Source organism: Sinorhizobium garamanticum (genome assembly GCF_029892065.1).
GTDB lineage: Bacteria > Pseudomonadota > Alphaproteobacteria > Rhizobiales > Rhizobiaceae > Sinorhizobium > Sinorhizobium garamanticum.
In genome coordinates this window covers 3,533,650-3,557,482 of sequence record NZ_CP120373.1, presented here as the reverse complement: position 1 = coordinate 3,557,482, position 23,833 = coordinate 3,533,650, and the positions used below count along the sequence as shown (strand labels likewise).

Genomic DNA, 23,833 nt, shown 5'->3' with positions numbered 1-23,833 from the left:
TTCACTCCTTCAGTACGCCGCCCGCGGCGATGATCGCTTCCGGGGTGTCGAGGTCGAGGCGCGCTGCTTCACCGAGCTCGACGTCGATGACCGGGAGCCCGCACCGCTCGATGATATGTCGTGCTCCGACATCGCCGACGAGCTGCCGGACCGCGGCGAAGGTCGCTTTCGGCAGAATGACCGGATTGCCGCGCTGGCCTTCCGAGACCGCGCGCACGACCGCTTGGCGTCCCTCGTTGTCGAAGACTTCGATCATCTTTCGCAGGTGATTGGCGGTAATACCCGGCATATCGGCCAGCATCACGAGAACGCCGCCCGCCTCGGTTCCGAGTGCGTTCACGCCGGCCACCAGCGAAGAGCCCATGCCGGCCGCATAATCCGGATTCGAGACAAACTCAACGGGCAGGCCTGCGAGCGCGCCGCGAATATCCGCTTCGCGGTACCCGGTTACCACCACCACCTTCCCGGCATTAGTGGCGAGTGCCGTTTCGACCGACCGCCGGACCAGTGGGACGCCGTCGAACTCGGCCAAGAGCTTGTGACCGCCGCTCTCACCCATCCTGCTTGCCCGCCCCGCAGCCAGGACGACGATTCGTGCCGGATCTCGCGGTGGACTGACGGTTTGCTCACGCGGTTGCGGCCGCGTCGGAATTTCCTTAAGCAGGCCGCCGACACCGAGGCCGGTTATATCTTCAGAATTCGGCCATTCGCCGGCAAGCAGGCGGTCGAGTATCCAGTCGAAGCCGTTCTCTTTGGGACTGCGTGCGCAACCCGGCGCCCCGACGACGGGCAGTTCGGCAATTCGACCCAGGACCAGAAGATTGCCTGGATCGACCGGCATTCCGACATGTTCGACGACTCCGCCGGCCCGCCTGATTGCCGCCGGAATTACGTCGTCCGGATCGGCGACTGCCGATGCGCCAAAGATGATGATCAGGTCATGGGTCGGCTTGAGATCGGCGATGGCTGCGGTGACGGAGCCTTCCGAATGTGCCACGCGACGTTCCGTAACGAGATGGCTTCCGGAGCGCAAGAGCCGGGCAGCGAGAACCGTATGTGTCTTGTCCATGACCTGCCGCTTGAGCGACGGCAACTCGGTTGCGATAAGGGCCGCGCGGTGCGGCACAAAGGGCTTTACCTCGAAGGCTGCCTCCGCCAGCAGCATATTCTCCGCCTGCGCGACGAACCGCTCCGGCACCGCCAGCGGAATGATCTTGATCGTCGCTACCATGTCGCCCGTTGCGACCGCCGTATGATCGGCGAGGCAGGCGAGCGTGATCGCCGGATCGATCCGGTTCACCCGGTCGACGGCGGCGCGGTTTGCGACGAAAAGGCCAGAGATGGTGGCGTGGACGTTCACCCGGCCGGTAGCTGCTTGTGAAAAGCGCAAGTGGTCGGGAGCGATCGCCGCGGCGATGCGCGCCGCCGCCTCGTTTTCGAGCAGGTCATCCGCATCGAGCCGCGCGACAATGACCTCCTCCACACCGGCTTCGGCAAGTGTCGCGATGTCCGTTCGGCTCAGCAGATGTCCTTTCGGCAATCGCTGCGCTCCGGTTTTCATTGCATGCGCAAGAACAGCGCCCTCGGCATCGGCGAGCCGTACGGGACCGAACTTCATTTTGCACCTCCCTCCCGGCCACTCGGATCACGGCGGCGCAAGGATTCGATGATTTCAGCCAGGATGGCGATGGCGATTTCGGCGGGGCTCGCTGCGCCGATGTTGAGGCCGATCGGGGCTTTGATCCGGCCGATGGCGTCAGCAGGCACACCTGCTTGTTCCAACCTTTCCACGCGTGCCGCATGCGTCTTGCGGCTACCGAGCGCGCCCACATAGAAGCATCCCGCTTCCAGGGCCGCCCGGATCGGATAATCGTCGATCTTCGGATCATGCGTGAGCGCGGCGAGTGCCGTGTAGCGGTCCAGTGGCCTCGAGGGCAGAATGTCTTCCGGCCATTCAGCGAGGAGTTCGATAGCGCCGAACCGCTCCGCTGTCGCGAACGCCGTGCGCGGATCTATGATCGTCATGTCGAATCCGGCAACCGCCGCTAATTCGGCAAGCGCTTGGGAAATATGAACGGCACCGATCGCAACGATGCGCGGTGGTGGCAGATGGACATTGACGAAGAGCGATCGTCCTTCTACCGCCGCAACGCCGGCGCGTCCTGAACGCAACGCTTCGACGATCAGGTTATCCCATTCCGGCGGAAAGCTCGCGCCTTCAAGAAAGACCTCACTGGCGCCGTCCGAAAGATCGGTAACGACCACAGCTGCCCGTCGCGCGGCTCGCGCCGCATTGATTGCCTGAAGGGTGGAGCTTTTCATCGTCAGCCATCAATTCTTTCGACATAGACCCGAATGCGGCCGCCGCAGGAAAGGCCGACGCGCCAGGCAGTCTCGTCGGCAACGCCGAATTCGAGGATCTTGGGTGTTCCTGAGTCGATAATCTCCATTGCCTCGGCGATGACGGCGCCTTCGACGCATCCGCCGGAGACGGACCCCTGGAAATTTCCCTCCTCATCGATCACCAGATGGCTGCCGATCGGTCGCGGCGCGGAGCCCCAGGTCTCAATGACCGTCGCAAGCGCCACTTTGCGTCCGTCACTGCACCAGGTTTCGGCGACCTCCAGCGGGTCGAGGATATTGGGCTCTTTCGACATGTTGCCTACCAGTTTTTTGTGTCTCATGCCGCTCGCGTGTGCAGGAAGCGCCGCGGATCGGCGTCTTGCGCGCCATGACCGGACAGCGATTTCACCAGCTCGGCCACAGATTCAAGATTGTGCACCGCCCGGAATTCGTCAACATGCGGCAGCATGGCTCGCACGCCCCGGGCGCGCGCCTCAAATCCGTCGAACCGCAGCAGCGGGTTGAGCCAGATGAGGCGCCGGCAGGAGCGATGCAAGCGATCGACCTCGACCTCGAGTTCCGCTGTATCATCGCGCTCAAGGCCGTCGGTGATCAGGAGGACGATGGCACCCTGACCGAGCACCCGGCGCGACCAACGCCGGTTGAATTCGCGAAGTGTTTCTCCGATGCGGGTGCCGCCAGACCAATCCTTGACCGCCGCCACGCATTCGTCCAGCGCTTCGTCGGGATCGCGATTGCGCATTTGGCGAGTGACATTCGTCAGCCGCGTCCCGAAAAGAAAAATGTGAACGCGTTGTCGCTGTTCCGTCAGCGCGTGCAGGAAATGCAGGAAAATCCGCGTGTACTGGCTCATCGATCCGGAAATATCGGCAAGCACGACGAGCGGTGGATGAACAAGCCGCGGTTCGCGAAAGCGCGGCAGGATCAACTCGCCGCCAAAGCGCATCGCATCGCGCATGGTGGCGCGTGGATCGATCCGTGCCGGCCGATGGGCGGCTCGAAAGCGTCGGGTCCGCACACGATCGAGCGGCAATATCAGCGATGACAATGCCTTCCTGGCCTCGGCGATCTCCGCTGCGGTCATCTGCGCGAAATCCGCCTTGCGGAAAAGCTCGCGACCGGAGCCCGTGTAGCGGGCATCGACCTCGATTTCCGGTTCGTCGCGCGGCGAACGGGCGTCGTCCCTTCCGTCGAGGAGTGCCTCGCGGAGTCGCTCCTCGCCGGCGCGCCTGGTCCGATCTTCACCCCGACGCTCCGGCGCAGTCGGCGACAGAAGCGCGATCATCTTCTCGACGAGGTCGCGCGAGCGCCAAAACAGGTTGAACGCTTCGTCGAATAGAACCTGATCTTCATGACGCTTGACGAAGGTGCATTGAAGGGCGGCGTAGAACTCGCTGCGGGAACCGATCCCGATCAAGGCAACGGCGTTGATGGCGTCGGCAATGGCCGCCGGACCAATTCTCATTCCCGCTCTTCGAAGCGCGCGGGCAAAGAAGACGATGTTGTCAGCAAGTTTGCCGTCGCCAAGCGCGATTGGAGAAACTGTCGTGCGATCAACCTGCTCGTCCACCATGACGGTCAGCCCTGCGCCAGGAGGTCGGCCTTGACGTCGGCAAGCAGCTTGCGCCCCTCCGTGCCCTCGATCCGGGCGATATCGTCCTGGTATTTGAGCAAAGTACCGAGCGTGTCGGCGATCGTTTCCGGATCAAGCGCTAACCGGTCAAGTTCGGTGAGCGCCGTCGCCCAGTCGATCGTCTCCGCCACGCCGGGGTTCTTGAAAAGGTCGATCGCCCGCAGTCTTTGGACATAGGCGACGATTTCCCGCGATAGAGTGGCGTTGCAGCCGGGCACCTTGCGCCGAATGATCTCCAGTTCCTGCGCCGCCCTCGGATAGTCGACCCAGTGATAAAGGCAGCGTCGCTTCAGGGCGTCATGAATTTCGCGGGTGCGGTTGGTCGTGATGATGACGATGGGCGGCTCGTCCGCCCTGATCGTCCCGAGTTCGGGGATGGTGACCTGAAAATCGGAAAGCACTTCCAGAAGGAAAGCCTCGAAAGCTTCGTCGGTGCGGTCGAGCTCGTCGATCAAGAATACTGGAGCCCGCCCCGTGCTGGCGGATATCGCCTGCAGCACCGGGCGGCGGATGAGAAAGCGTTCGGAGAAGATGTCGCCTTCGATCCTTTGGCGGTCGACCATGCCGGCCGCCTCCGAAAGGCGTATCTCCAGCATCTGCGCCGGGTAGTTCCATTCATAAACGGCCGAGGAGACGTCTAGCCCTTCGTAACATTGCAGCCGGATCAGGGGGCGATCGAGCGAACGGGCAAGGACCTTGGCGATCTCGGTCTTGCCGACGCCCGCTTCGCCTTCCAGAAACAGCGGGCGCTTCATTTTCAGGGCCAGGAAAAGCACCGTCGCAAGCTGAGTTCCGGCGAGGTAATTCTGCGCCTCCAGCATTGCCAGGGTCTCATCGATGGATTGCGGCAGCTTTCCCGTCTCGTGCTTCGCCATGTTTCCTCCGTGGCCCGAGAAAACTTATAGCGTGTGATATCCCCGGTCCACATAAATGAGCGGCGGCTGCTTCTTCCCGAGGTGCAGGTCGACGACTTCGCCGAAGAGGATGAGATGGGTCGCCATGATCTTGACCTCGATGAGGCGGCAGTCGAAGGCGACAACGGCGTCGGCTAGGATGGGCGCGCCGGTGGCAAGCTGCGTCCATTGGCCGAGCGCGAAGCGCCGGTCCATGTCGAGCTGATCGCGACCGGAGAAGGCATGGGCGAGCGCCCTGTGCGGCTCGCCAAGCACGTTAAGCGCGAAAGCACCAGAGCGAGCGAAGATATCATTGCGAGGATTTGCGGCATTGAGGCATGCAAGGATCGTCGGAGGATCATCGGACACGGAGCAGGACGCCGTAATCGTGACGCCGCGCCGCGCCCGCCCATCGGCCGTGGTGATGAGTTGCACATGAGCAGACATGCGGCTCATCGCGTCGCGGTAACTTATCGGGTCCAGTCGGGTCTTCTCCAACACATCTCTCTCCGGATCGATGTCTTGCACATACATAGACTCTCACGGAAAATATGAAACCCGGCGGCGCGAGATTCTTGCGAGGCAGCGGCATAGTCATGGCGTGTTCAGAATGACGAGCTCTTGCGGTGCGATCTTTTCCTTTGACGGAGAGAGACACATGCTTAAAACATGGCGTCGTTGCGGGAAAAATACATGTTTAGATTGATTATTAAGAGCATCGTCGTCGTCGGATTGATATCGGCCTCCCCTGCCTTTGCCGCAGGCCTGAAAGTTGCCGTCGTGGCTCCCATGGACGGACCTTTCGCCACGCTTGGAAAGCAGATGGTGGACGGCGCCGCCTTTCAGGCGGACGAGCGTGGAAGTCAGATTATCCCGATCGCCGAAAGCTGTGATCCCGCAGGCGGCGAGGCGCTGAAGAAGGCGCTTCTGGCGAGCGGGGCGGAGGCAGCGATCGGCTTTCTCTGCACGGAGAGCCTCGAAGCTGCCCTGCCCGCCCTTGCCGAGGCTCGCATTCCCGCCATCACACTTAGCGTCCGCTCCAACATTCTGATGGAGGACGCACTCAAGAAGAATTGGCCGTTTTTCCGGCTGGCGCCAAACGGAAAGGCCGAAGCCGCGGCAATCACCGACGTCATCGTCGCGAACTGGAAGGGCAAACCGCTCGCGCTCATCGACGACGGCACGATCCATAGCCGGGAGCTTGTCGAAAGCGTTCGAAACGCGCTTGCCGAGATCGGCGTGACACCCGTGTTCACCGACACCTATCGCCCGGCGCAGGAACAGCAGGTTGGCCTCGTCCGTCGACTGGCGAAGAGCGGCGCCACCCACATCTTTACCGGAGGCGACCGCTACGACACCGCCGTGATCGCGCGTGATGCGAAGGCTGAGAAGGTCTCGATAACCCTGCTTGGCGGCGACGTACTGAATGCCGCCGACATTGATGTGCCGCTCGAGAGCGGAGTGCTCGCCGTGACGGTTCCGGAGGCGTCTCGGTCGAACGAAGCTGGAGCCGTCGTCAAGGCGATGCGCGCGAGCGGAATCGAACCGGAGGGTTATGTCCTGCCGGCCTTCGTCGCCATGTCGCTGCTCGAACAGGCGAAGGACCAGGCTGCCAAGGACGGGAGCGCGCTTCCCGAAGCCCTGCTGAAGGGGCCTTATGCAACAATCCTCGGGCCAATAAAGTTCAACGACAGCCACGAAAGAACCGATACGCCCTACCGGCTGATGGAATGGCGGGACGGCCGATTCGTCGCGGCCACGGGCGCGGGCGGTGCGGACTGATGCGCAAGGGGCCGAACAATCTGATTACCGATGTCGCGGGCCTTTTGGTCGGCAACGCCGAAGACCACCGACTGAAGTCCGGTGTCTCGGTCGTGCTTTGCGAACAGCCGGCAACGGCAGCGGTTCAGGTTCTCGGCGGCGCGCCGGGCACGCGGGAGACGGATCTGCTCGCGCCGGAAAATACCGTCCAGACGGTGGACGCCATTGTGCTTTCCGGCGGTTCGGCCTTCGGTCTGGACGCCGCCTCCGGGGTACAGGCGGCCCTTCGGGAGATGGGACGCGGTTTCGAGGTCGGCCCCCACCGCATTCCGATCGTTCCGGCGGCAATTCTGTTTGATCTCGTCAATGGTGGCGACAAGGATTGGGGACGCTTTTCGCCCTATCGCGACCTCGGTTACGACGCCGTGCGGGCTGCTGGTGCCACATTTCTGACCGGGACCGCCGGTGCCGGTACGGGCGCACTGACGGCTACCTTCAAAGGCGGCCTGGGCTCGGCGTCGACGGTGCTCGCCAATGGCATCACGGTCGGCGCGCTCGTCGCCGTCAATGCGCTCGGCTCGGCCACGATCGGCAGCACACGCCATTTCTGGGCCGCGCCCTTCGAGCTTGACGACGAGTTCGGCGGGCTCGGATATCCGGCCCCCATGCCGCCGGATGCGGCGCTGCCGCGCCTCAAGTTCCGTGAGAGGCAATCGGCCGCTGCGAATACGACGATCGCCGTCATCGCGACCGATGCGGTGCTCAGTAAGGCTGAGGCGAAACGGCTGGCCATCGCCGCCCATGACGGCTTTTCTCGCGCGCTATGGCCGTCGCATACGCCGCTCGACGGCGACCTTGTCTTCGCGCTGGCGACCGGAGCGAGCGGCAAGGCGCCCCTGCTCGAAGATTTCATCGATCTTAGCGCTGCCGCGGCCTCTACGATGGCGCGCGCGATCGCACGCGGCGTTCACGATGCTGTTGCGGCCGACAACGATACGAGGCCGTCCTGGTCGCAATAGAGCGGGATGAGGAAAAGGGTGCGCGGTTTTCCGCCTGCATCCCCTCTAATCTATTGGAATCGATTTAACCTGAAATCATCGCGATCCAGGCGTTGGGCCGCAGGCTTGCTTCGGATGTTGTTTGCGCGTCGGCGGAATGCTATGGCGCGGGAAACATCGGAGCCTGTCATGACCCATCCCATTCGCATTGCCCCGTCGATCCTGGCGTCCAACTTCTCCAAGCTCGGCCAGGAGGTTCGCGATGTCGTCGAAGCCGGCGCCGACTGGATCCATCTCGACGTCATGGATGGTCATTTCGTGCCAAACATCACTTTCGGCCCGGACGTCATCAAGTCGCTGCGTCCGCATACGGACGCGACTTTCGACTGTCATCTGATGATTTCGCCCGCCGATCCCTATCTCGAAGCTTTCGCCAGGGCCGGCTGCGACATCATGACGGTGCACGCCGAGGCCGGCCCGCATTTGCACCGGTCGCTGCAGACCGTGAAGTCGCTTGGCAAGAAGGCCGGCGTCTCGCTTAATCCGGCAACCCCGGAAAGCGCAATCGAATATGTGCTGGACATGGTCGATCTGATCCTGGTGATGACGGTCAATCCTGGCTTCGGCGGACAGAAATTCATCCACGCCACCGAAGAGAAGATCCGGCGGATCAAGGCCATGGTCGGCGACCGGCCGATCGAGATCGAGGTCGATGGCGGTATCACGCCGGAGACAGCCGCGCTGCCTGTCAAGGCCGGTGCCAACGTGCTGGTCGCGGGCTCGGCCGTCTTCAAGGGCGGTTCCGTCGAGACCTATCGCACTGCCATCGAGGCGATCCGCAAATCCGCGGAAAAGGCGCGCGAATGAGCATGCGGACGGTAGTCACCACAACGCTTCTGGCGGCGACGATTGCGGCCGCTGAGGTGCGTGCTGGAGACTTTGCCGCCCTGCAGCCGATCGGATTTTCGTCTGATGGCAACGTCTTCGCGTTCGAGGAATATGGCGTCCAGGACGGCTCCGGCTTTCCCTATTCGACGATTTATGTCCTCGACACGCGCAAAGACACCTTCCTCCCTGGCGCACCTGTCCGCGCCGTCATCGAGAAAGATGGTGGCGCACAGCACGAAGCGCGCCGCGAGGCGCACAGCCGTGCCGCACCACTGATCGATGCTTACCGCTTGGCGGACACGCCTGGGATACTGGTCGCGTACAATCCTGTAACTGAAAGAAGCAGCGCGGCGCACACGCTGAGCTATGATGCCTTTCCGGCCAATGAGCCGTTCCGCAAGAGTTACGCGCTGAAGCTCGAGGAGAAGAGCTTCGAGCCTCAGGGCGTGTGCAGCAGCTTCTTGAAGGAGGTGAAGGGCTTCCGGCTGGTGATGACGGAGAAGGCCGGGAAACCTGCGGCGGAGCTGCTGCAGGAGGACACGCGCATCCCTGAAAGCCGTCGCTGCCCGACGGGTTATCGCATTGGCGGCGTCGTAACCCGCATCAATAATGACGGATCCGAAGTCCACGTGGTGATGATCCTGGTCAAATCGCTCGGTTTCGAGGGTTCAACCGATGGCCGCTGGATTGCGCTACCGGTCCGGCTTCCCAAATGACAAGTGACGAGCAGGCCGCCAAATCGCCAGTGCTCCCTTCGGATGTCGCACCGTCAAAACGATCCCGCTTAGTGCGTTCCCTTCCCAAGCCGCATGAAGTGCTGATCGGTGCCCCCAGTTGGGCCGGGGCAATGGCGACATCTGCCTGGCTGGCGCTTTGGCTGCGTGGCGACGAGGCGGCCTTCCACATCAGGGACATCTTGCTGCTCTACGCGCTCGGCGGCCTGTTGGCGTGGCCGATTTCACTGTTTGCGGCGCGGTTTGCAGCACAGGAGCGAGTGGCCGAGACCCGCTTCTCGGCCTTTTTCCTGTGCCTCATCGCAGGCACGGTCGGTACGACGGCGTGTCTCTTCGCCTTTGACTACCGGATATTCTATGCGCAGTGGCATGCGGCCACGGGCACGCGCATATGGCTCTTCCAGTTCCTGTTCACGTCGCTCGCCGCGCTCTACCAGTTTCTGGTCCTGGGCGTTCGGCTCTACCTGCCGCTCGGACTTGCCGTCCTTGTCGCCGCCAGCCTTTGGCTTGCGCGATCGGACATGCACCAACGGCGTTGAGCTTGACCAACATCTTTGATAGAGGCACAGCCATCCTTCACTGATGACGAAAGCTTAAGCCCATGATCCCCCGTTACTCCCGGCCGGAAATGGTGGCCATCTGGTCGCCGGAAACGAAATTCCGTATCTGGTTCGAGATCGAGGCGCATGCCTGCGATGCTCTCGCCGAAATCGGCGTCATCCCCAAGGAAGCGGCGAAGACGATCTGGGAAAAGGGCGGCGCGGCAAAGTTCGACGTTGCCCGGATCGACGAGATCGAGGCCGTCACCAAGCACGACGTCATCGCTTTTCTCACTCATCTTGCGGAATTCGTCGGGCCGGACAGCCGTTTCGTCCATCAGGGCATGACCTCGTCGGACGTGCTCGATACCTGCTTCAACGTGCAGCTCGTTCGCGCGACGGACCTCTTGCTCGCCGACCTCGACAAGCTGCTTGAAGCCCTGAAGCGCCGTGCTTTCGAGCACAAGGATACGGTCACCATCGGCCGTTCGCACGGCATCCACGCCGAGCCCACCACCTTCGGCATCAAGCTGGCGCTTGCCTATGCGGAATTCGATCGCTGTAAGCAGCGCCTCCTGGCCGCCCGCGAAGAGGTTGCGACCGGCGCCATTTCCGGTGCTGTCGGCACCTTTGCCAATATCGATCCACGAGTCGAGGAGCATGTCGCAAAGGCTCTCGGCCTGAAGCCGGAACCGGTCTCGACGCAGGTCATCCCGCGCGACCGCCACGCCATGTATTTCGCGACGCTCGGCGTCATCGCCTCCTCGATCGAGCGTCTTGCGACGGAAATCCGCCATCTGCAGCGCACCGAGGTGCTGGAAGCCGAGGAATATTTCTCCCCGGGCCAGAAGGGCTCTTCGGCCATGCCGCACAAGCGCAATCCGGTGCTGACGGAAAACCTCACCGGTCTCGCCCGAATGGTCCGCGCCTTCGTCGTGCCAGCAATGGAAAACGTGGCACTTTGGCATGAACGCGATATTTCGCACTCCTCGGTCGAACGCATGATCGGACCGGACGCGACGGTGACGCTCGATTTCGCACTGGCGCGGCTTACCGTCGTGATCGACAAGTTGCTCGTCTATCCCGAGAACATGATGAAGAACTTGAACAAGTTCCGCGGTCTTGTTCACTCGCAGCGCGTGCTGCTTGCGCTCACCCAGGCCGGCGCTTCACGAGAGGACGCCTACCGGCTCGTTCAGCGCAATGCCATGAAGGTCTGGGAACAGGGCAAGGATTTCCTGGAGGAGCTGCTGGCCGACACTGAGGTGCGGGCCGCACTTTCGGAAGAGGAAATTCGCGAGAAGTTCGATCTCGGGTATCACACCAAGCACGTCGACACGATCTTTAAGCGCGTCTTTGGCTGACAGGAATAAGACAGCCTGCTGCATGTTTCCTTAAATCGTATCCGATTTAAGGACAAAAACATGCAGCAAATCAAAGTGCTACAGCGACCTTTGCGCGTCTAATTAGACGCGCGGCGCTGTAGTCTCGCTGCGGGACATGATGACGTTGTCCATGAATACAAACGCTCGCATTCGGTGCATTTTGTTCGAGTGCGGGCGAGCTTATTAGCAAGTTGTTTAGAAGTGGTGTGAGAGCTTCCAGAACTGTCTAATCAGGTTTCGAGGAAGCCATGACTTACAGGGACAGTGTTCAGCGCGGATCACCGCGCACGCAGACGAAAATAACAGGTAAGGTTACCTGCAAATTCGGGTCCAGCAACGGGGTTGTCAGGGACCTTTCCGACGAGGGTATCTGTTTCCAGCTCCTGTTCGATATCGGGGCGCAAACGGGACAGGAAGTCACCATTCAAAGTGAAGAGCTCGGCTATCTGACGGGGATAGTGCGCTGGTATCGCGGCGACAAGATCGGCATCAAGCTCAAGCTTTCGTCGAACACCGCAGCGCAGATATCATCCTACTATAAGTTCTTCCGCCAATAACCGCGCCGTTGTCGGGCGGCGAACCGGTGAACTCTCGCAAAAACAATCGCGGCGATCTTGGGTCATTCAAGATCGCCGCGATGTCATTGGAGGACCTGCCGTTCAGCTTTTGCGGCCGGCCGGCTCTGGCTCCACGATCTTGCGATAGAGATGCCACGTGGCGTGGCCAAAGATCGGCATGATAACGGCCAGGCCGACGAAGACCGGAATCGAGCCGATCACCAGTCCCGCTGCTATGATGAGGCCCCAGCAGGCGACCGGCACCGGATTGGTAAGCGTCGCCCGGATCGAGGTCTCGACGGCCACGACGGCGCCGACATCGCGGTCAAGCAGCAACGGGAATGTAACCACGCTGATCGAGAGCACGATGACGGCGAAGACAAAGCCGACGGCGTTGCCGATAACGATGAGATTCCAACCCTCTGGCGTGCCGATAATGCCGTTCCAGAAGGCCGAAATCGAATTCGGCGGCGTCGTTCCGAAAATTCTGACGTAAAGCGCCTGTGCAACCAGAAGCCAGGCGATGAAGATAACGAACAGCACGGCGGCGACCGCCAAAATGGAAGGCAGCGCTGGTGAACGGTAGAGCCGCAAAGCGTGCGGCCATGACGCATCCATGCCCAATTCACGGCGCCGGCTGATCTCATAGAGGCCGATTGCCGCGACAGGACCGATGAGGGCGAAGCCGGACGCAAGCGGATAGAGTAGCGGCAGCATATTCGCGCCCGCGCTCCAGGTTATCAGTACTGCACCGGCGATAGGGTATATCAAGCACAAGAAAACATAATGCGACGGCTTCTCGCGAAAATCATTGAACCCGAGACGCAACGCATCAAACACATCCGCAATGCCAATCTTTCGTATACCGGGATGCGAGGCTCTCGCATTCGCCCCCGACAGGACATGGAAGGTTGTCATGGCTCACACTCCTCAACGAACCAGAGCGGCCACGGACTCGCGACAGCGATAAAACTCGCCGCTGTCAACCGCGACCGGCGTCTTGGATTATACAGAAAATGCGGCCTCTGTCGCCTGTGCCTTGACTTCGGCGCTTTTCACCTCCAAATCGCCGCAATCATGAAGGTTTCAGAAGCTGACATCCTGATCGTGCCGGGCTACACCAATTCCGGCCCGGCCCATTGGCAAAGCCGTTGGGAGCGAAAGCTGTCGACCGCGCGCCGCGTCGAACAGGCTGAGTGGTCGAAGCCTGTGCGCGAGGATTGGGTGGCGCGGATGGTCGGGGCCGTCAATGCCGCGCAAAAGCCGGTCGTCATCGTCGCACATTCGCTGGGGGTCGCCACGGCGATCCATGCCCTGCCCCATTGCGCGAACGCGAAGAAGATCGCAGGCGCTTTCCTGGTCGCGCCGCCGGACGTCGCCAATCCCAAGATCCGACCGAAGCATCTGATGACCTTCGGCCCGTACCCACGCGATCCTCTACCCTTCCCGTCGCTGATGGTGGCAAGCCGCAACGATCCCTTCGGATCCTATGAGCACGCCGGAGACATCGCCAACGCGTGGGGCTCGTTGTTGGTCGATGCCGGCGAAGCCGGTCACATCAATACCGAATCCGGCCACGGCCCGTGGCCCGAGGGCACGATGGTTTTTGCCCAGTTCCTCAGCCGCCTGCGGTCATAATGGTTATCGGCGGAACCGCGCACCATTAATCTGAATTTCATTGCTAGGAGATCATGATAGGCTGGCAACTCTCAGGATCCGGGATAAGTGACCGAACCGCGGGAACCAATCGACACCGGCAATGAGCCGACGACACAAGACAGCTTGGCGGGCGCAATGGATCAAATCCCGGCGGGCATCATTCTTATTGATGCGGACGATGTCATATGCGCCGCCAATGCCCTCGCACTCGAGATGCTTGGGCGAACCTCCGACGAACTCATCGGCACACCGATCGCCGCATTCGTGGATGACGAAGATCTTCCGGCAGTTGTGCCTATCCCGGAAACGCAGCGATCGGCGGAGCCGGCGGTCGTGCGCTTTCTCGGCGCATCCGCCTCTCGTTCCATGCTCGTTTCGCTGGCGCCTCTTCCTGCTGCACAAGGAGCCGAGGCGAAGAGGATGCTGGCGATGCTTCCGGCCGATAGCGTGGTTTCGCAAATCGCTAACCTGCGCAAGGACGAGACACGCTGGAAGTATGCCCTTGAAAGCGCGTTGGAAGGTGTCTGGGATCACGACTACGAAAGCGGCAATCTATTCTATTCCTCAACCTGGCGACGTCTACGAGGACTGGCGGATGACGCGGAGGTCGATGGCACGCTGGAGAAATGGATCGAAAACGTCCATCCGGATGACCGAGCGCACGTTCTCGCGTGCATCGAACGCCAAGATTCGGGCGAGGCTCAGTTCAACACATTCGAGTATCGTGAGCGCCATGCCGACGGACGCTGGATCTGGATCGAGAGCCGGGGCGCATCGGTCGCTTATGGCCCTGACGGCAAGCCGTGCCGCATCATCGGCACCGATACCGACATAACCGCGCGCAAGGAAGCGGAGGCCCGGCTCGAAGAAGTTTCGCGCCGCCTGCAACTGGCGCTCGATATTTCGAGGATTGGCGTCTTCGAACACAATCTCGACACTGGCGTCTCGCTCTGGGACGAAGCCATGTTGAGGATGTATGGCCTGGACCCTGCCGGCAAAGCGCCCTCCTCGGCCGGTTGGGAGAACTTTCTGCATCCGGAGGACAAGGCTGCTGCGATTAAACGCGTCAATGACGCGATCGCCAGCGGCACGCCTTTCACCAACGCGTTCCGCATCATCAGGCCCGATGGGGTCGTCCGCCACATCCGGTCCAACGCCGCGTTCCATACCGACCTGGATGGTGCAGGGAGGCTCGTTGGCGCCAATTGGGACGTGACCGATGATATCGCCCTGCAGGAGGAGTTGAGGCGGGCAAAATCCTTTGCCGAGGCGCGCAACTGCGAACTCGAAGCGGCGCGTGTCAGCATCGAGTACAACGCGCTGCACGATCATCTGACGGATTTGCCGAACCGCCGCTATCTCGATCGGATCCTGACGGAAGCGCGTGTCGTCAACGCCATACTTCATATCGACCTGGATCGCTTCAAGCAGATCAACGACACGCTCGGTCATCAGGCTGGCGACGCAATGCTCGTGCATGCCGCGACCGTGCTGAGGTCGCACTCCGAGCGGGACGATTTCATCGCGCGCATCGGTGGCGACGAATTCGTCATCGTATGCCGCAGCGGTCGGGATTCGACGCAACTGGCAGAGCTTGCCGCACGCATCATTCAGGCCTTCCGCCGTCCCGTCCCCTACGGCGGGCAATTGTGCCGCCTTGGCGCAAGCATTGGCGTTTCGCTGGATGAAGGCAGGCTCACCGATCCCAGGCAGCTTCTGATGGACGCCGACATCGCGCTTTATCGCGCCAAGAGCCTTGGCCGCGACCGTTTTGAACTCTTTTCCGACGAGATGCAGAACGAGATCCTGACTGCGAAGCGGATCGGCGACGAGCTGCGCGAAGCACTCGAAAAGAGACAGTTCGTTCCCTTCTACCAACCCCAGTTCGACGCCCGCACTCTGGAGATCACGGGGGTCGAGACGCTGGTGCGCTGGAACCACCCGGAACGCGGGGTCCTGGCGCCCGTGCAATTCCTTAAGGTCGCCGAAGACATCAATCTGCTCGCAGCAATAGACCGGATGGTGGTCGATATGGCCTATGCCGACTTCCGCGCTTGGCAGCGGCAGGGGCTCGCCATCCCCAAGATCTCGGTCAATATTTCCTCGCGCCGTTTGCGCGACCCTCAACTCGTGGCCGATCTGCGGGAAATGAACATCCCGCACGGCGTCATGTCGTTCGAACTGCTCGAATCGATCTTTCTCGACGAGTTCGAGGATGAAGTTGCGGAGACGATCGCGGCCTTGAACGAGCTCGGCATAGATATCGAGATCGATGATTTTGGAACCGGTCACGCGTCGATCATCGGGCTCCTCAAACTCAATCCGGCGCGCCTCAAGATCGATCGCGCACTGGTAGGGCCGGTCACGGAAAGCAGCAAACAGCAAAAGCTGGTGCGCGCGATTATCGACATCGGCCATTCGCTGAACATCGAAGTTGTCGCCGAAGGCGTCGAAACCTGGGCCCACGCCGCACTTCTCGCCGATCTTGGCTGCGACATCCTGCAAGGCTATGCGCTGGCGAAACCAATGAGCCGGCAGGATTTCGAGACGTTTGCCCGGGAAGGTTTCGATGTGCCGCGGAGCTTTTCAGAGGCGCGCAGGATGCGCTGAGCATCGAGGCGCCGCAAAATCCGGGTGAAGCTTCGCTCGATACAAAAAAGCCGCCCGATTCTGCTGCCGGGCGGCGCCACCATGTCTCTTTTCGCTGGCTGCGAGATCAGTTGTTCTGAAGCTGCTCTATCGCTTGGGCCAGAAATTCCAGCATCCGCAAGCGGATTTCGTCTTCCGACTGTGCGATGCCGGCGGCGTCGAAATCTGCCTTAATCTTGCGCACCACGTCCTCGTGGCCAATTTCTGCGAGGTCGGCGGTGATGACTTCCCTTGCATAGGCGTCCGGGTCGGCCTTGTTCAAGAGACCAGCCGCCCAAAGACCGAGCAGCTTGTTGCGTCGCGCCACTGCCTTGAACCTCAGCTCTTCGTCCAGCGCAAACTTCGCCTCAAAACCCTTCTCGCGATCCTGCATCGTGGTCATCGATAAACTCCCTGAGAATTTCGTCCCGGTAACAGTTATCGCCATAACACTACTGAAAGCGCAATGCGAAGTTTTCGTCTTCGGTGACTTTCATGATACCCTAATCTAAATCGGGGGATGGGAAGATACGCCGATTGTGAAATGCGTTCTTTTCAGATATGGACCCGCTGAGAAAATTCCAATTGCGCGACCCAAGAGCGCCACCAACCAACAGAGATAAAATCCATGAATCGTCGCCGCCGTATCTACGAGGGCAAGGCCAAGATCCTTTACGAGGGTCCGGAACCGGGCACGCTCATCCAGTTTTTCAAGGATGACGCGACCGCTTTCAACAAGAAGAAACACGATGTCATCGACGGTAAGGGTGTGCTGAACAACCGGATTTCTGAGTACATCTTCACCCATCTGAACAAGATCGGCATTCCGACGCATTTCATCCGCCGCCTGAACATGCGCGAGCAATTGATCAAGGAAGTGGAAATCATTCCGCTCGAGATCGTCGTGCGCAACGTCGCCGCCGGTTCGCTCGCGAAGCGCCTTGGCATCGAGGAAGGCACCGTGCTGCCGCGCTCGATCATTGAGTTCTATTACAAGGCCGACGCGCTTGACGACCCGATGGTCTCCGAAGAGCACATTACTGCCTTCGGCTGGGCAAGCCCGCAGGAACTCGACGACATCATGGCGCTTGCCATCCGCATCAATGATTTCCTTTCCGGCCTCTTCCTGGGCGTCGGCATCCAGCTCGTCGATTTCAAGATCGAATGCGGGCGCCTGTTTGAAGGCGACATGATGCGCATCGTCCTTGCCGACGAGATTTCTCCGGATAGCTGCCGCCTCTGGGATGTCGAGACAAAGGAAAAGATGGACAAGGATCGCTTCCGCCGCGACATGGGCGGTCTCGTCGAAGCCTATCAGGAGGTGGCGCGCCGCCTCGGCATCATCAACGAGAACGAGCCGCCGCGCGGCTCTGGTCCGGTGCTGGTCAAGTAATTCAGGGAAAAGCAAAGTGATCAAAGCGCGTGTAACCGTGACGCTGAAGAACGGCGTTCTCGATCCTCAGGGTAAGGCAATCGAGGGTGCACTCGGTGCGCTCGGTTTTGACGGCATCGGCCAGGTTCGCCAAGGTAAGGTCTTCGATCTGCAGATCGAAACGGCGGACAAGGCCAAGGCCGAATCCGACCTCAAGGCCATGTGCGAGAAGCTGCTGGCTAACACCGTGATTGAAAACTACACCATCTCCCTCGCCTGAGGCGGGGGGAATGGTCTTTGCTGGTGATCCGCTGGTCGCCTGCCTTAAATCCCTTTTTTGGCGGCCTTAGCTGGATTGACTGACCAGCGCTACACTGCGCATTGAAACCGCCTCGAACTGCTCAGACGCCGAGGCCAAGGCAAGGTTTGAACATCCCATGAAGTCTGCCGTCGTCCAGCTCCCCGGTCTCAACCGCGATCGCGACATGATCGCGGCGCTCACCAAGATCTCCGGCCATAAGCCTGCGACCGTTTGGCAGACGGAAACGGAAATTCCGGACGTCGACCTGATCGTCATACCGGGCGGCTTTTCCTATGGCGACTACCTGCGCTGCGGTGCGATCGCCGCGCGGATGCCGGTGATGCAGGCGATCAAGGCCAAGGCCGATCAGGGCGTCAAGGTCCTCGGCGTCTGCAACGGCTTCCAGATCCTGCTTGAAGCAGGCCTCCTGCCCGGCGCGCTGATGCGCAATGCGTCGCTGAAGTTCGTCTGCCGCGAAGTGAAACTGGAAATCGTCAACGCGGACACCGCGTTCACCCGCGCCTATTCCAAGGGCCAGGTGATCCGCAGCCCCGTCGCTCACCACGACGGCAATTATTTCGCAGATGCGGAGACGCTGAAGGCGATCGAGGGCAATGGTCAGGTCGTGTTCCGTTACGCCGAAGGCACCAATCCGAACGGATCGATCAATGACATTGCCGGCATCATGAATGCCAAGGGCAACGTGCTTGGGATGATGCCGCATCCGGAAAACCTGATTGAGGCGGCACATGGCGGTTCGGACGGACGCGGGATTTTCGCTTCCGCCCTCGACGTAATCGCTGCTTAACCATCGCGCTGATAGAAGACGGCCTCCCGCCACCGACCGACGATCGAGACCGCCGATGCCTTCATTCTCCTCCGTACGCCTCCCGGTGCTTGCCTGCGCCATCGCGAGCTTCACGCTTGTCGCCGGTTGCCAATCGAATCGTCCGGCTGCGCCGCCGGCGAGCTCCGCCGCATTGCCGACGATGGAGCGCGTGGCGCTCGGCGCCAATGGTTGCTGGTTCAAATCGGGTGACCCGGCCTTCAAGGCCTATCGCCTCGCGCCCGAGCTCAACTCCTTCTCGGGCCGTCCGCGCATCCTGATCGTGCCGCGCAAGTCGCCCGAGGCGCGCCCGCTCGCCGTCATCCAGGCCGAAGGGCACCCTGCCCGCCTGCAGGCTTTCGGTCCGCTCCTGAGCGAGCCGGTGGGCGCGCGCATGACGACGGATGTCCGCCGTTGGGCGGCCGGCGGCGAGGGCTGCAACTGATCTCGGGTCGCAGGGATCCTGCGGCTCACGAAGCTGACGGTTGCGGGCTGTCGTAACCCTCGACGATTGCCAGATCCATCACCGATTTGCCCTGCCTGAGCGCCATGGCTTTCGCATATTCGGGCGAACGATAGCACTCCAGCGCCGAGCTGTAGGTGGGGAACTCGATCACGACGATGCGAGAGCGCAGCTTTCCTTCGGGCATCTCACATTGGCCACCACGGGTAAGAAAGCGCGCGCCGTACTTTCGAAAGACGTCAGCGTTCTCGGCTTTGTAAGCCTTGTATCCCTCTGGATCGGTTACATCGACGGACGCCACCCAATATCCCTTTGTCATCGCTGCTCCCCCAGTTCCTGTAGGGACGCAACAATACCATTCTGCTATACGCATCGCTACCGCCAGAACGGAACGGCCGCCTCGCGCCGCGCCTCGGTTTCCGTCAGACCGATATCCTTAAGCAGGTGCGGGCTCAGTTCTTCGAGAGCCAGGCGGCTGCGTCTTTTCGCGGCTAGCGTGCAGTAAAGGTGCCAGAGCCGCGACAGCACATTCCGCTGCGGCCGTTGGAGGCCATAGCCGAAGCGTGCCTCGCGAGCCGCGATTTCTCGCCACGGCGAAAGATGGATTGTATCAATTGTATTCATTGTCTATACCATTGCGTCGCTTTCCTCTATTGATTAGAGATAATTGACATGGCCGGCGGTGCAATATAGACAATTGTCACTATGACAACTTGGCTACCCGATATTCAGCAGGGCCAAGGCCCCCTCTACGCCCGGATCGCCGATCAGATCGAGCAGGCGATCGGCAGCGGGACCTTGCCGGTGGGAGCGAAGCTTCCGCCGCAGCGCAATCTAGCCTTCGACATAGGCGTGACGATCGGCACGATCGGCCGGGCATACAACATTGTCCGCGAACGAGGACTTGTCAGTGGCGAAGTCGGCCGCGGCACCTATGTCCTCGATCGCCCGGAAAGCCGCCCGCCCGAACAGTCCGATCCTCTGACGACCTCGTTGGCTGGAACGCGGCCGATCAATGCTCCGGCTGGCAAGTTGCGTTTCGACAGCACGGCTGCGCCGGACGTCGGCCAAGGTGACATTCTGGCGAAATTGCTGGGTGACATCAGCCGTGAGCACCATGCGGACATTGCGAGTTATGCCCGCAATTTCCCGGATGACTGGTTCGAGGCGGGCTGCCAATGGCTGGCACGCGGCAATTTTCGGCCGGCCCGCGAAACCATCGTGCCGACGCTCGGTGCCCATGCCGCCGTCATTGCCGTAATCTCCGCGGTCACCTCCCCCGGTGACCGGATCGCCTTCGAAACATTGACCTATTCGCAGGTCAGCCGCAGTGCGGGTCTGATTGGTCGTCGAACGGCATTGGTGGAAAGCGACGAATTCGGCTTCGTTCCGGGCGATTTCGAACGTGTTTGCGCCCAGCAGCATCCGAAACTCGCCTTCCTCATGCCGAGCGCGCAGAACCCGACCGTCGCCGTCATGCCGTTGGACAGGCGCCGGGCCGTCGCCGAGATCGCGCGAAAATACGGCGTCTGGCTGGTCGAGGATGAAGTCTATGGTTCGATGACGGGCGATCAGGTGCCGTTGCTCGCGGAACTGGCGCCGGAGCGGACCTTCCTTGTCGGCGGCTTGTCGAAGTCCGTTGCCGCCGGCGTGCGCGGCGGCTGGGTCGCCTGCCCGCCGAACTTTAGCCAGCGAATCCGCATCGCGCACAAGATGGTGAGCGGCGGTCTTCCCTTCATTCTCGCCGAGCTTTGCGCGCGCTTGGTTCTTTCGGGCGCAGCATCCGCCTTGCGCAACCGCGCCGTCGAGGAAATCACCGCGCGTGAAACGATGGCGCGCGAAATCTTTTCCGGACTGGAGTTCAATTCCCACCCGAAGGTGCCCTTCCTCTGGCTGAAGTTGCCGGATCCCTGGCTTTCGGGAACCTTCAAGCAAGCGGCGCTGCAGGAAGGCGTGCTGGTCGACGACGAGGACGAGTTCAAGGCGGGGCGCGCGGAGCGCGTCTTCCATCGTATCCGCGTCGGCTTTTCTTCGCCGCCCGAGCGGTCCGAGGTGCAGAGAGGATTTCAAATCCTGCGTCGGCTACTCGACAGCGGTCGCACCGGCTACGACAGCTTCGATTGAAGTCACTTTTTTTGGAGGGGGACTTCGACGATCATTGGAATCTCTCGGCCACTCTCGAACATGCCTCGAACGCAAATCTTTGCAACGGCCCCAACGATGGCCTGACGCGCGCGGGTCTGATGCTCGGGTACAAGTTTTAATAGCACGAATTTTCCCGCATTCGCCTCGGCATGCACGCTCCCGCGCCCTGTTGATCGACCTTATTTTTCTGTCGCGCCGCGCCGCAGCATAGGCTAAAGAAGCCGCAAAGCGCCCCCTACAGCGCCGCGCGTCTCAATCGACGCACAAAGGTGGCTGTAGCACTTTGAGTCTGTTGCGGTTCGCACGCGCCGTGTCCCTTGGAAGGGTTGCGCGCCGCCCGAAGGATTGACGGTCGACGATGACGATTTCCAACACCCGCCCCATCACCCCGGACCTTATCGCCTCCCACGGGCTGAAGCCTGATGAGTACGAGCGCATCCTGAATCTCATCGGGCGCGAGCCGACATTTACCGAACTCGGTATTTTCTCGGCGATGTGGAACGAGCATTGCTCCTACAAGTCTTCGAAGAAGTGGCTGCGGACACTGCCGACCAAGGGGCCGCGCGTCATTCAGGGGCCGGGCGAAAACGCCGGCGTTGTCGATATCGACGATGGTGACTGCGTCGTCTTCAAGATGGAGAGCCACAACCACCCGTCCTATATCGAGCCCTATCAGGGGGCAGCGACCGGCGTCGGTGGCATCCTGCGCGACGTCTTCACCATGGGCGCACGTCCTATCGCCGCGATGAACGCGCTGCGCTTCGGCTCGCCGGACCACCCAAAGACCCGCCATCTGGTGTCCGGCGTCGTGGCTGGTGTCGGCGGCTACGGCAACTCCTTCGGCGTTCCGACCGTGGGCGGCGAGGTTGAGTTCGACGCGCGTTACAATGGCAACATTCTCGTCAACGCATTCGCCGCCGGCCTCGCGAAGAGCGATGCGATCTTCTATTCGAAGGCGGAAGGTGTCGGCCTGCCGGTCGTCTATCTCGGTGCCAAGACCGGCCGCGATGGCGTCGGCGGCGCGACCATGGCGTCGGCCGAATTCGACGAGTCGATCGAGGAGAAGCGCCCGACCGTGCAGGTCGGCGATCCCTTCACCGAAAAATGCCTGCTCGAGGCCTGCCTCGAACTGATGCAGACAGGCGCGGTGATCGCCATCCAGGACATGGGGGCGGCAGGCCTTACCTGCTCTGCGGTCGAGATGGGCGCTAAGGGCGATCTCGGCATCGAGCTCGATCTCGACAAGGTGCCGGTGCGCGAAGAGCACATGACGGCTTACGAGATGATGCTTTCCGAAAGCCAGGAGCGCATGCTGATGGTGCTGCGCCCGGAAAAGGAAGACGAAGCCAAGGCGATCTTCGTCAAGTGGGGGCTCGATTTCGCGATTGTCGGCAAGACCACGGACGATCTGCGCTTCCGCATCCTGCACCAGGGCGAGGAAGTGGCAAACCTGCCGATCAAGGAACTCGGCGACCAAGCGCCGGAATATGATCGTCCTTGGACGCCGGCAACGACCCCCTCGCCGCTCGCCACCAACGACATCCCGCAGGCAGACGTCGCAGAAGCGCTTCTCAAGCTTGTCGGCTCCGCCAACAATTCGTCGCGCCGCTGGGTCTACGAGCAATACGATACCCTGATCCAGGGCAATTCGCTGCAATTGCCGGGCGGCGATGCCGGCGTCGTCCGTGTCGAAGGTCATGAGACGAAGGCGCTGGCCTTCTCATCAGACGTGACGCCGCGCTATGTCGAGGCTGATGCTTTCGAGGGCGGAAAGCAGGCGGTTGCCGAGTGCTGGCGTAACCTCACGGCAACCGGTGCGCTGCCGCTCGCTGCGACCGACAACTTGAACTTCGGCAATCCCGAGCGCCTGGAGATCATGAGCCAGTTCGTCCATGCCATCAAAGGCATCGGCGAAGCCTGCCGCGTGCTCGACTTCCCCATCGTTTCGGGCAACGTGTCGCTCTATAATGAGACCAACGGCCAGGCGATCCTTCCGACCCCGACGATCGGCGGCGTTGGTCTGATCAAGGACTGGTCGAAGATGGCGCGCATCGGCTTTGCGGCAGCGGGCGAGACGATCCTGCTTGCTGGCGCACCGGAAAGCTGGGGCAGCCATATCGCCCAGTCGGTCTACATGCGCGACATCCACGGCCGCACCGACGGTCCGGCACCGCATGTCGATCTTGCGCATGAGCGCAAGGTCGGCGATTTCGTTCGCGGTCTGATCGAAGCGGGCCTTGCGACGGCGGTGCATGATTGCTCCTCCGGCGGCCTCGCCCTCGCGGTGGCGGAAATGGCGATGGCGTCCGCCATCGGGGCGACGATCGATGCCCCGGCGGGGCATGATCCCATTCCGGTTTTCTACGGCGAAGACCAGGGACGCTACGTTGTGACCGTTGCTGCCGGCAATCTTGATGCGGTGCTGGAGCGCACGAAGGCTGCGGGCGTTTCGGTCCCGGTCATCGGCAAGACCGGCGGCGACACCGTCAAGCTCGGTGAAGCGCGAGCGGTCGCAATCAATGACCTGCGCTCTGCGCATGAATCCTGGTTCCCGGACTACATGGGCGGCGATCTCGCGCCGGACAATTAATGCATGTCGCGCAAAAGTGTGCAGCGGTTTTGCGATAACGACATGCATGAAGACATGATCTAAAGCCTGTCCGTGAATTCTTTTTCACGCGACAGAC

25 protein-coding genes and 1 pseudogene are annotated in these 23,833 nt (G+C 61.2%); 16 read left to right on the top strand and 10 right to left on the bottom strand.

From position 1 onward, the window contains the following. Window position 1: 1 nt before the first annotated feature. From PZN02_RS16760 to PZN02_RS16735, 6 genes are read right to left on the bottom strand one after another with little or no spacing between them, the layout of a single operon-like run. Window positions 2-1,618, bottom strand: coding sequence for an NTP transferase domain-containing protein (locus tag PZN02_RS16760; RefSeq protein ID WP_280659080.1), 1,617 nt, complete (start codon window positions 1,616-1,618; stop codon window positions 2-4). Further along, a complete protein-coding gene (locus PZN02_RS16755) occupies window positions 1,615-2,322 on the bottom strand; it encodes an XdhC family protein (protein WP_280659079.1) in 708 nt (235 codons plus the stop codon). The genes PZN02_RS16760 and PZN02_RS16755 overlap by 4 nt, the downstream gene beginning before the upstream one ends. A gap of 2 nt (window positions 2,323-2,324) precedes the next feature. Then, window positions 2,325-2,657 carry an XdhC family protein gene (locus PZN02_RS16750; RefSeq protein WP_280661524.1) on the bottom strand — a complete coding sequence of 111 codons (333 nt, stop codon included), beginning with the start codon at window positions 2,655-2,657 and terminating at the stop codon, window positions 2,325-2,327. Window positions 2,658-2,680: 23 nt separating this feature from the next. Then, window positions 2,681-3,937, bottom strand: coding sequence for a vWA domain-containing protein (locus tag PZN02_RS16745; protein ID WP_280659078.1), 1,257 nt, complete (start codon window positions 3,935-3,937; stop codon window positions 2,681-2,683). 5 nt (window positions 3,938-3,942) lie between these two features. Beyond that, window positions 3,943-4,872, bottom strand: coding sequence for an AAA family ATPase (locus tag PZN02_RS16740; RefSeq protein ID WP_280659077.1), 930 nt, complete (start codon window positions 4,870-4,872; stop codon window positions 3,943-3,945). 24 nt (window positions 4,873-4,896) lie between these two features. After that, entirely contained in the window at window positions 4,897-5,424 is a 528-nt protein-coding gene (locus tag PZN02_RS16735; RefSeq protein ID WP_280659076.1) for a flavin reductase, read from the bottom strand. Window positions 5,425-5,583: 159 nt separating this feature from the next. Between PZN02_RS16735 and PZN02_RS16730 the strand changes: the two genes are divergently transcribed. The 7 genes from PZN02_RS16730 (at window position 5,584) to PZN02_RS16700 (ending at window position 11,752) form a co-directional block, all read left to right on the top strand. Further along, window positions 5,584-6,672 (top strand): branched-chain amino acid ABC transporter substrate-binding protein, encoded by a 1,089-nt coding sequence (locus tag PZN02_RS16730; protein ID WP_280659075.1) that lies wholly within the window; start codon window positions 5,584-5,586, stop codon window positions 6,670-6,672. Then, the gene (locus PZN02_RS16725) at window positions 6,669-7,670 is read left to right on the top strand and encodes a P1 family peptidase (protein ID WP_280661523.1); all 1,002 of its coding nucleotides are present in this window, start codon (window positions 6,669-6,671) and stop codon (window positions 7,668-7,670) included. Before PZN02_RS16730 ends, PZN02_RS16725 begins: the two co-directional genes overlap by 4 nt. Window positions 7,671-7,838: 168 nt before the next feature. Then, on the top strand, window positions 7,839-8,516 hold the full coding sequence (gene rpe / locus PZN02_RS16720) for a ribulose-phosphate 3-epimerase (protein ID WP_280659074.1): 678 nt from the start codon (window positions 7,839-7,841) through the stop codon (window positions 8,514-8,516). Between the two features lie 2 nt (window positions 8,517-8,518). Beyond that, window positions 8,519-9,253: a DUF2259 domain-containing protein gene (locus PZN02_RS16715; protein WP_425336295.1), complete on the top strand. Its 735-nt coding sequence runs from the start codon at window positions 8,519-8,521 to the stop codon at window positions 9,251-9,253. After that, complete coding sequence (locus PZN02_RS16710) at window positions 9,250-9,810, top strand: hypothetical protein (protein WP_280659072.1); 561 nt, start codon at window positions 9,250-9,252, stop codon at window positions 9,808-9,810. Before PZN02_RS16715 ends, PZN02_RS16710 begins: the two co-directional genes overlap by 4 nt. Before the next feature lie 62 nt (window positions 9,811-9,872). After that, window positions 9,873-11,174 (top strand): adenylosuccinate lyase, encoded by a 1,302-nt coding sequence (purB, locus tag PZN02_RS16705; protein WP_280659071.1) that lies wholly within the window; start codon window positions 9,873-9,875, stop codon window positions 11,172-11,174. A gap of 269 nt (window positions 11,175-11,443) precedes the next feature. Beyond that, a complete protein-coding gene (locus PZN02_RS16700; RefSeq protein WP_280659070.1) occupies window positions 11,444-11,752 on the top strand; it encodes a PilZ domain-containing protein in 309 nt (102 codons plus the stop codon). A gap of 102 nt (window positions 11,753-11,854) precedes the next feature. Here the strand turns inward: PZN02_RS16700 and PZN02_RS16695 are convergent, their stop codons facing one another. Next, the gene (locus PZN02_RS16695) at window positions 11,855-12,670 is read right to left on the bottom strand and encodes a DUF2189 domain-containing protein (protein WP_280659069.1); all 816 of its coding nucleotides are present in this window, start codon (window positions 12,668-12,670) and stop codon (window positions 11,855-11,857) included. A 159-nt stretch (window positions 12,671-12,829) separates the two neighbouring features. On the opposite strand from PZN02_RS16695, the gene PZN02_RS16690 reads away from it, so the two are divergent. Together PZN02_RS16690 and PZN02_RS16685 are read left to right on the top strand one after the other, a co-directional pair. Continuing rightward, window positions 12,830-13,390: an RBBP9/YdeN family alpha/beta hydrolase gene (locus PZN02_RS16690; protein WP_280659068.1), complete on the top strand. Its 561-nt coding sequence runs from the start codon at window positions 12,830-12,832 to the stop codon at window positions 13,388-13,390. 156 nt (window positions 13,391-13,546) lie between these two features. Continuing rightward, the gene (locus tag PZN02_RS16685; protein ID WP_280659067.1) at window positions 13,547-16,021 is read left to right on the top strand and encodes a sensor domain-containing protein; all 2,475 of its coding nucleotides are present in this window, start codon (window positions 13,547-13,549) and stop codon (window positions 16,019-16,021) included. A 106-nt stretch (window positions 16,022-16,127) separates the two neighbouring features. Here PZN02_RS16685 and PZN02_RS16680 read toward each other — a convergent pair whose 3' ends face one another. After that, a complete protein-coding gene (locus PZN02_RS16680; protein WP_280659066.1) occupies window positions 16,128-16,442 on the bottom strand; it encodes a DUF1476 domain-containing protein in 315 nt (104 codons plus the stop codon). A 225-nt stretch (window positions 16,443-16,667) separates the two neighbouring features. Here PZN02_RS16680 and purC point away from each other — a divergent pair, with 225 nt between their 5' ends. From purC to PZN02_RS16660, 4 genes are all read left to right on the top strand, one after another. After that, the gene (gene purC, locus PZN02_RS16675; RefSeq protein ID WP_180941342.1) at window positions 16,668-17,432 is read left to right on the top strand and encodes a phosphoribosylaminoimidazolesuccinocarboxamide synthase; all 765 of its coding nucleotides are present in this window, start codon (window positions 16,668-16,670) and stop codon (window positions 17,430-17,432) included. Window positions 17,433-17,448: 16 nt separating this feature from the next. Next, window positions 17,449-17,691 (top strand): phosphoribosylformylglycinamidine synthase subunit PurS, encoded by a 243-nt coding sequence (gene purS / locus PZN02_RS16670; RefSeq protein WP_173513265.1) that lies wholly within the window; start codon window positions 17,449-17,451, stop codon window positions 17,689-17,691. 157 nt (window positions 17,692-17,848) lie between these two features. Further along, window positions 17,849-18,520 carry a phosphoribosylformylglycinamidine synthase subunit PurQ gene (gene purQ / locus PZN02_RS16665; RefSeq protein WP_280659065.1) on the top strand — a complete coding sequence of 224 codons (672 nt, stop codon included), beginning with the start codon at window positions 17,849-17,851 and terminating at the stop codon, window positions 18,518-18,520. Between the two features lie 55 nt (window positions 18,521-18,575). Beyond that, entirely contained in the window at window positions 18,576-18,983 is a 408-nt protein-coding gene (locus PZN02_RS16660; RefSeq protein ID WP_280659064.1) for a hypothetical protein, read from the top strand. Window positions 18,984-19,008: 25 nt separating this feature from the next. Here PZN02_RS16660 and PZN02_RS16655 read toward each other — a convergent pair whose 3' ends face one another. Together PZN02_RS16655 and PZN02_RS16650 are read right to left on the bottom strand one after the other, a co-directional pair. Continuing rightward, complete coding sequence (locus PZN02_RS16655) at window positions 19,009-19,320, bottom strand: DUF1330 domain-containing protein (protein ID WP_280659063.1); 312 nt, start codon at window positions 19,318-19,320, stop codon at window positions 19,009-19,011. Between the two features lie 56 nt (window positions 19,321-19,376). Continuing rightward, complete coding sequence (locus PZN02_RS16650) at window positions 19,377-19,625, bottom strand: DUF1127 domain-containing protein (protein ID WP_280659062.1); 249 nt, start codon at window positions 19,623-19,625, stop codon at window positions 19,377-19,379. A gap of 81 nt (window positions 19,626-19,706) precedes the next feature. Between PZN02_RS16650 and PZN02_RS16645 the strand changes: the two genes are divergently transcribed. From PZN02_RS16645 to purL, 3 genes and pseudogenes are all read left to right on the top strand, one after another. Further along, entirely contained in the window at window positions 19,707-21,125 is a 1,419-nt protein-coding gene (locus PZN02_RS16645) for an aminotransferase-like domain-containing protein (RefSeq protein ID WP_280659061.1), read from the top strand. A gap of 23 nt (window positions 21,126-21,148) precedes the next feature. Beyond that, a pseudogene (locus PZN02_RS16640) lies at window positions 21,149-21,265 on the top strand (acyloxyacyl hydrolase); the annotation flags it as partial. A gap of 239 nt (window positions 21,266-21,504) precedes the next feature. Further along, window positions 21,505-23,736 carry a phosphoribosylformylglycinamidine synthase subunit PurL gene (gene purL, locus PZN02_RS16635; protein ID WP_280659060.1) on the top strand — a complete coding sequence of 744 codons (2,232 nt, stop codon included), beginning with the start codon at window positions 21,505-21,507 and terminating at the stop codon, window positions 23,734-23,736. Window positions 23,737-23,833 lie beyond the last annotated feature (97 nt).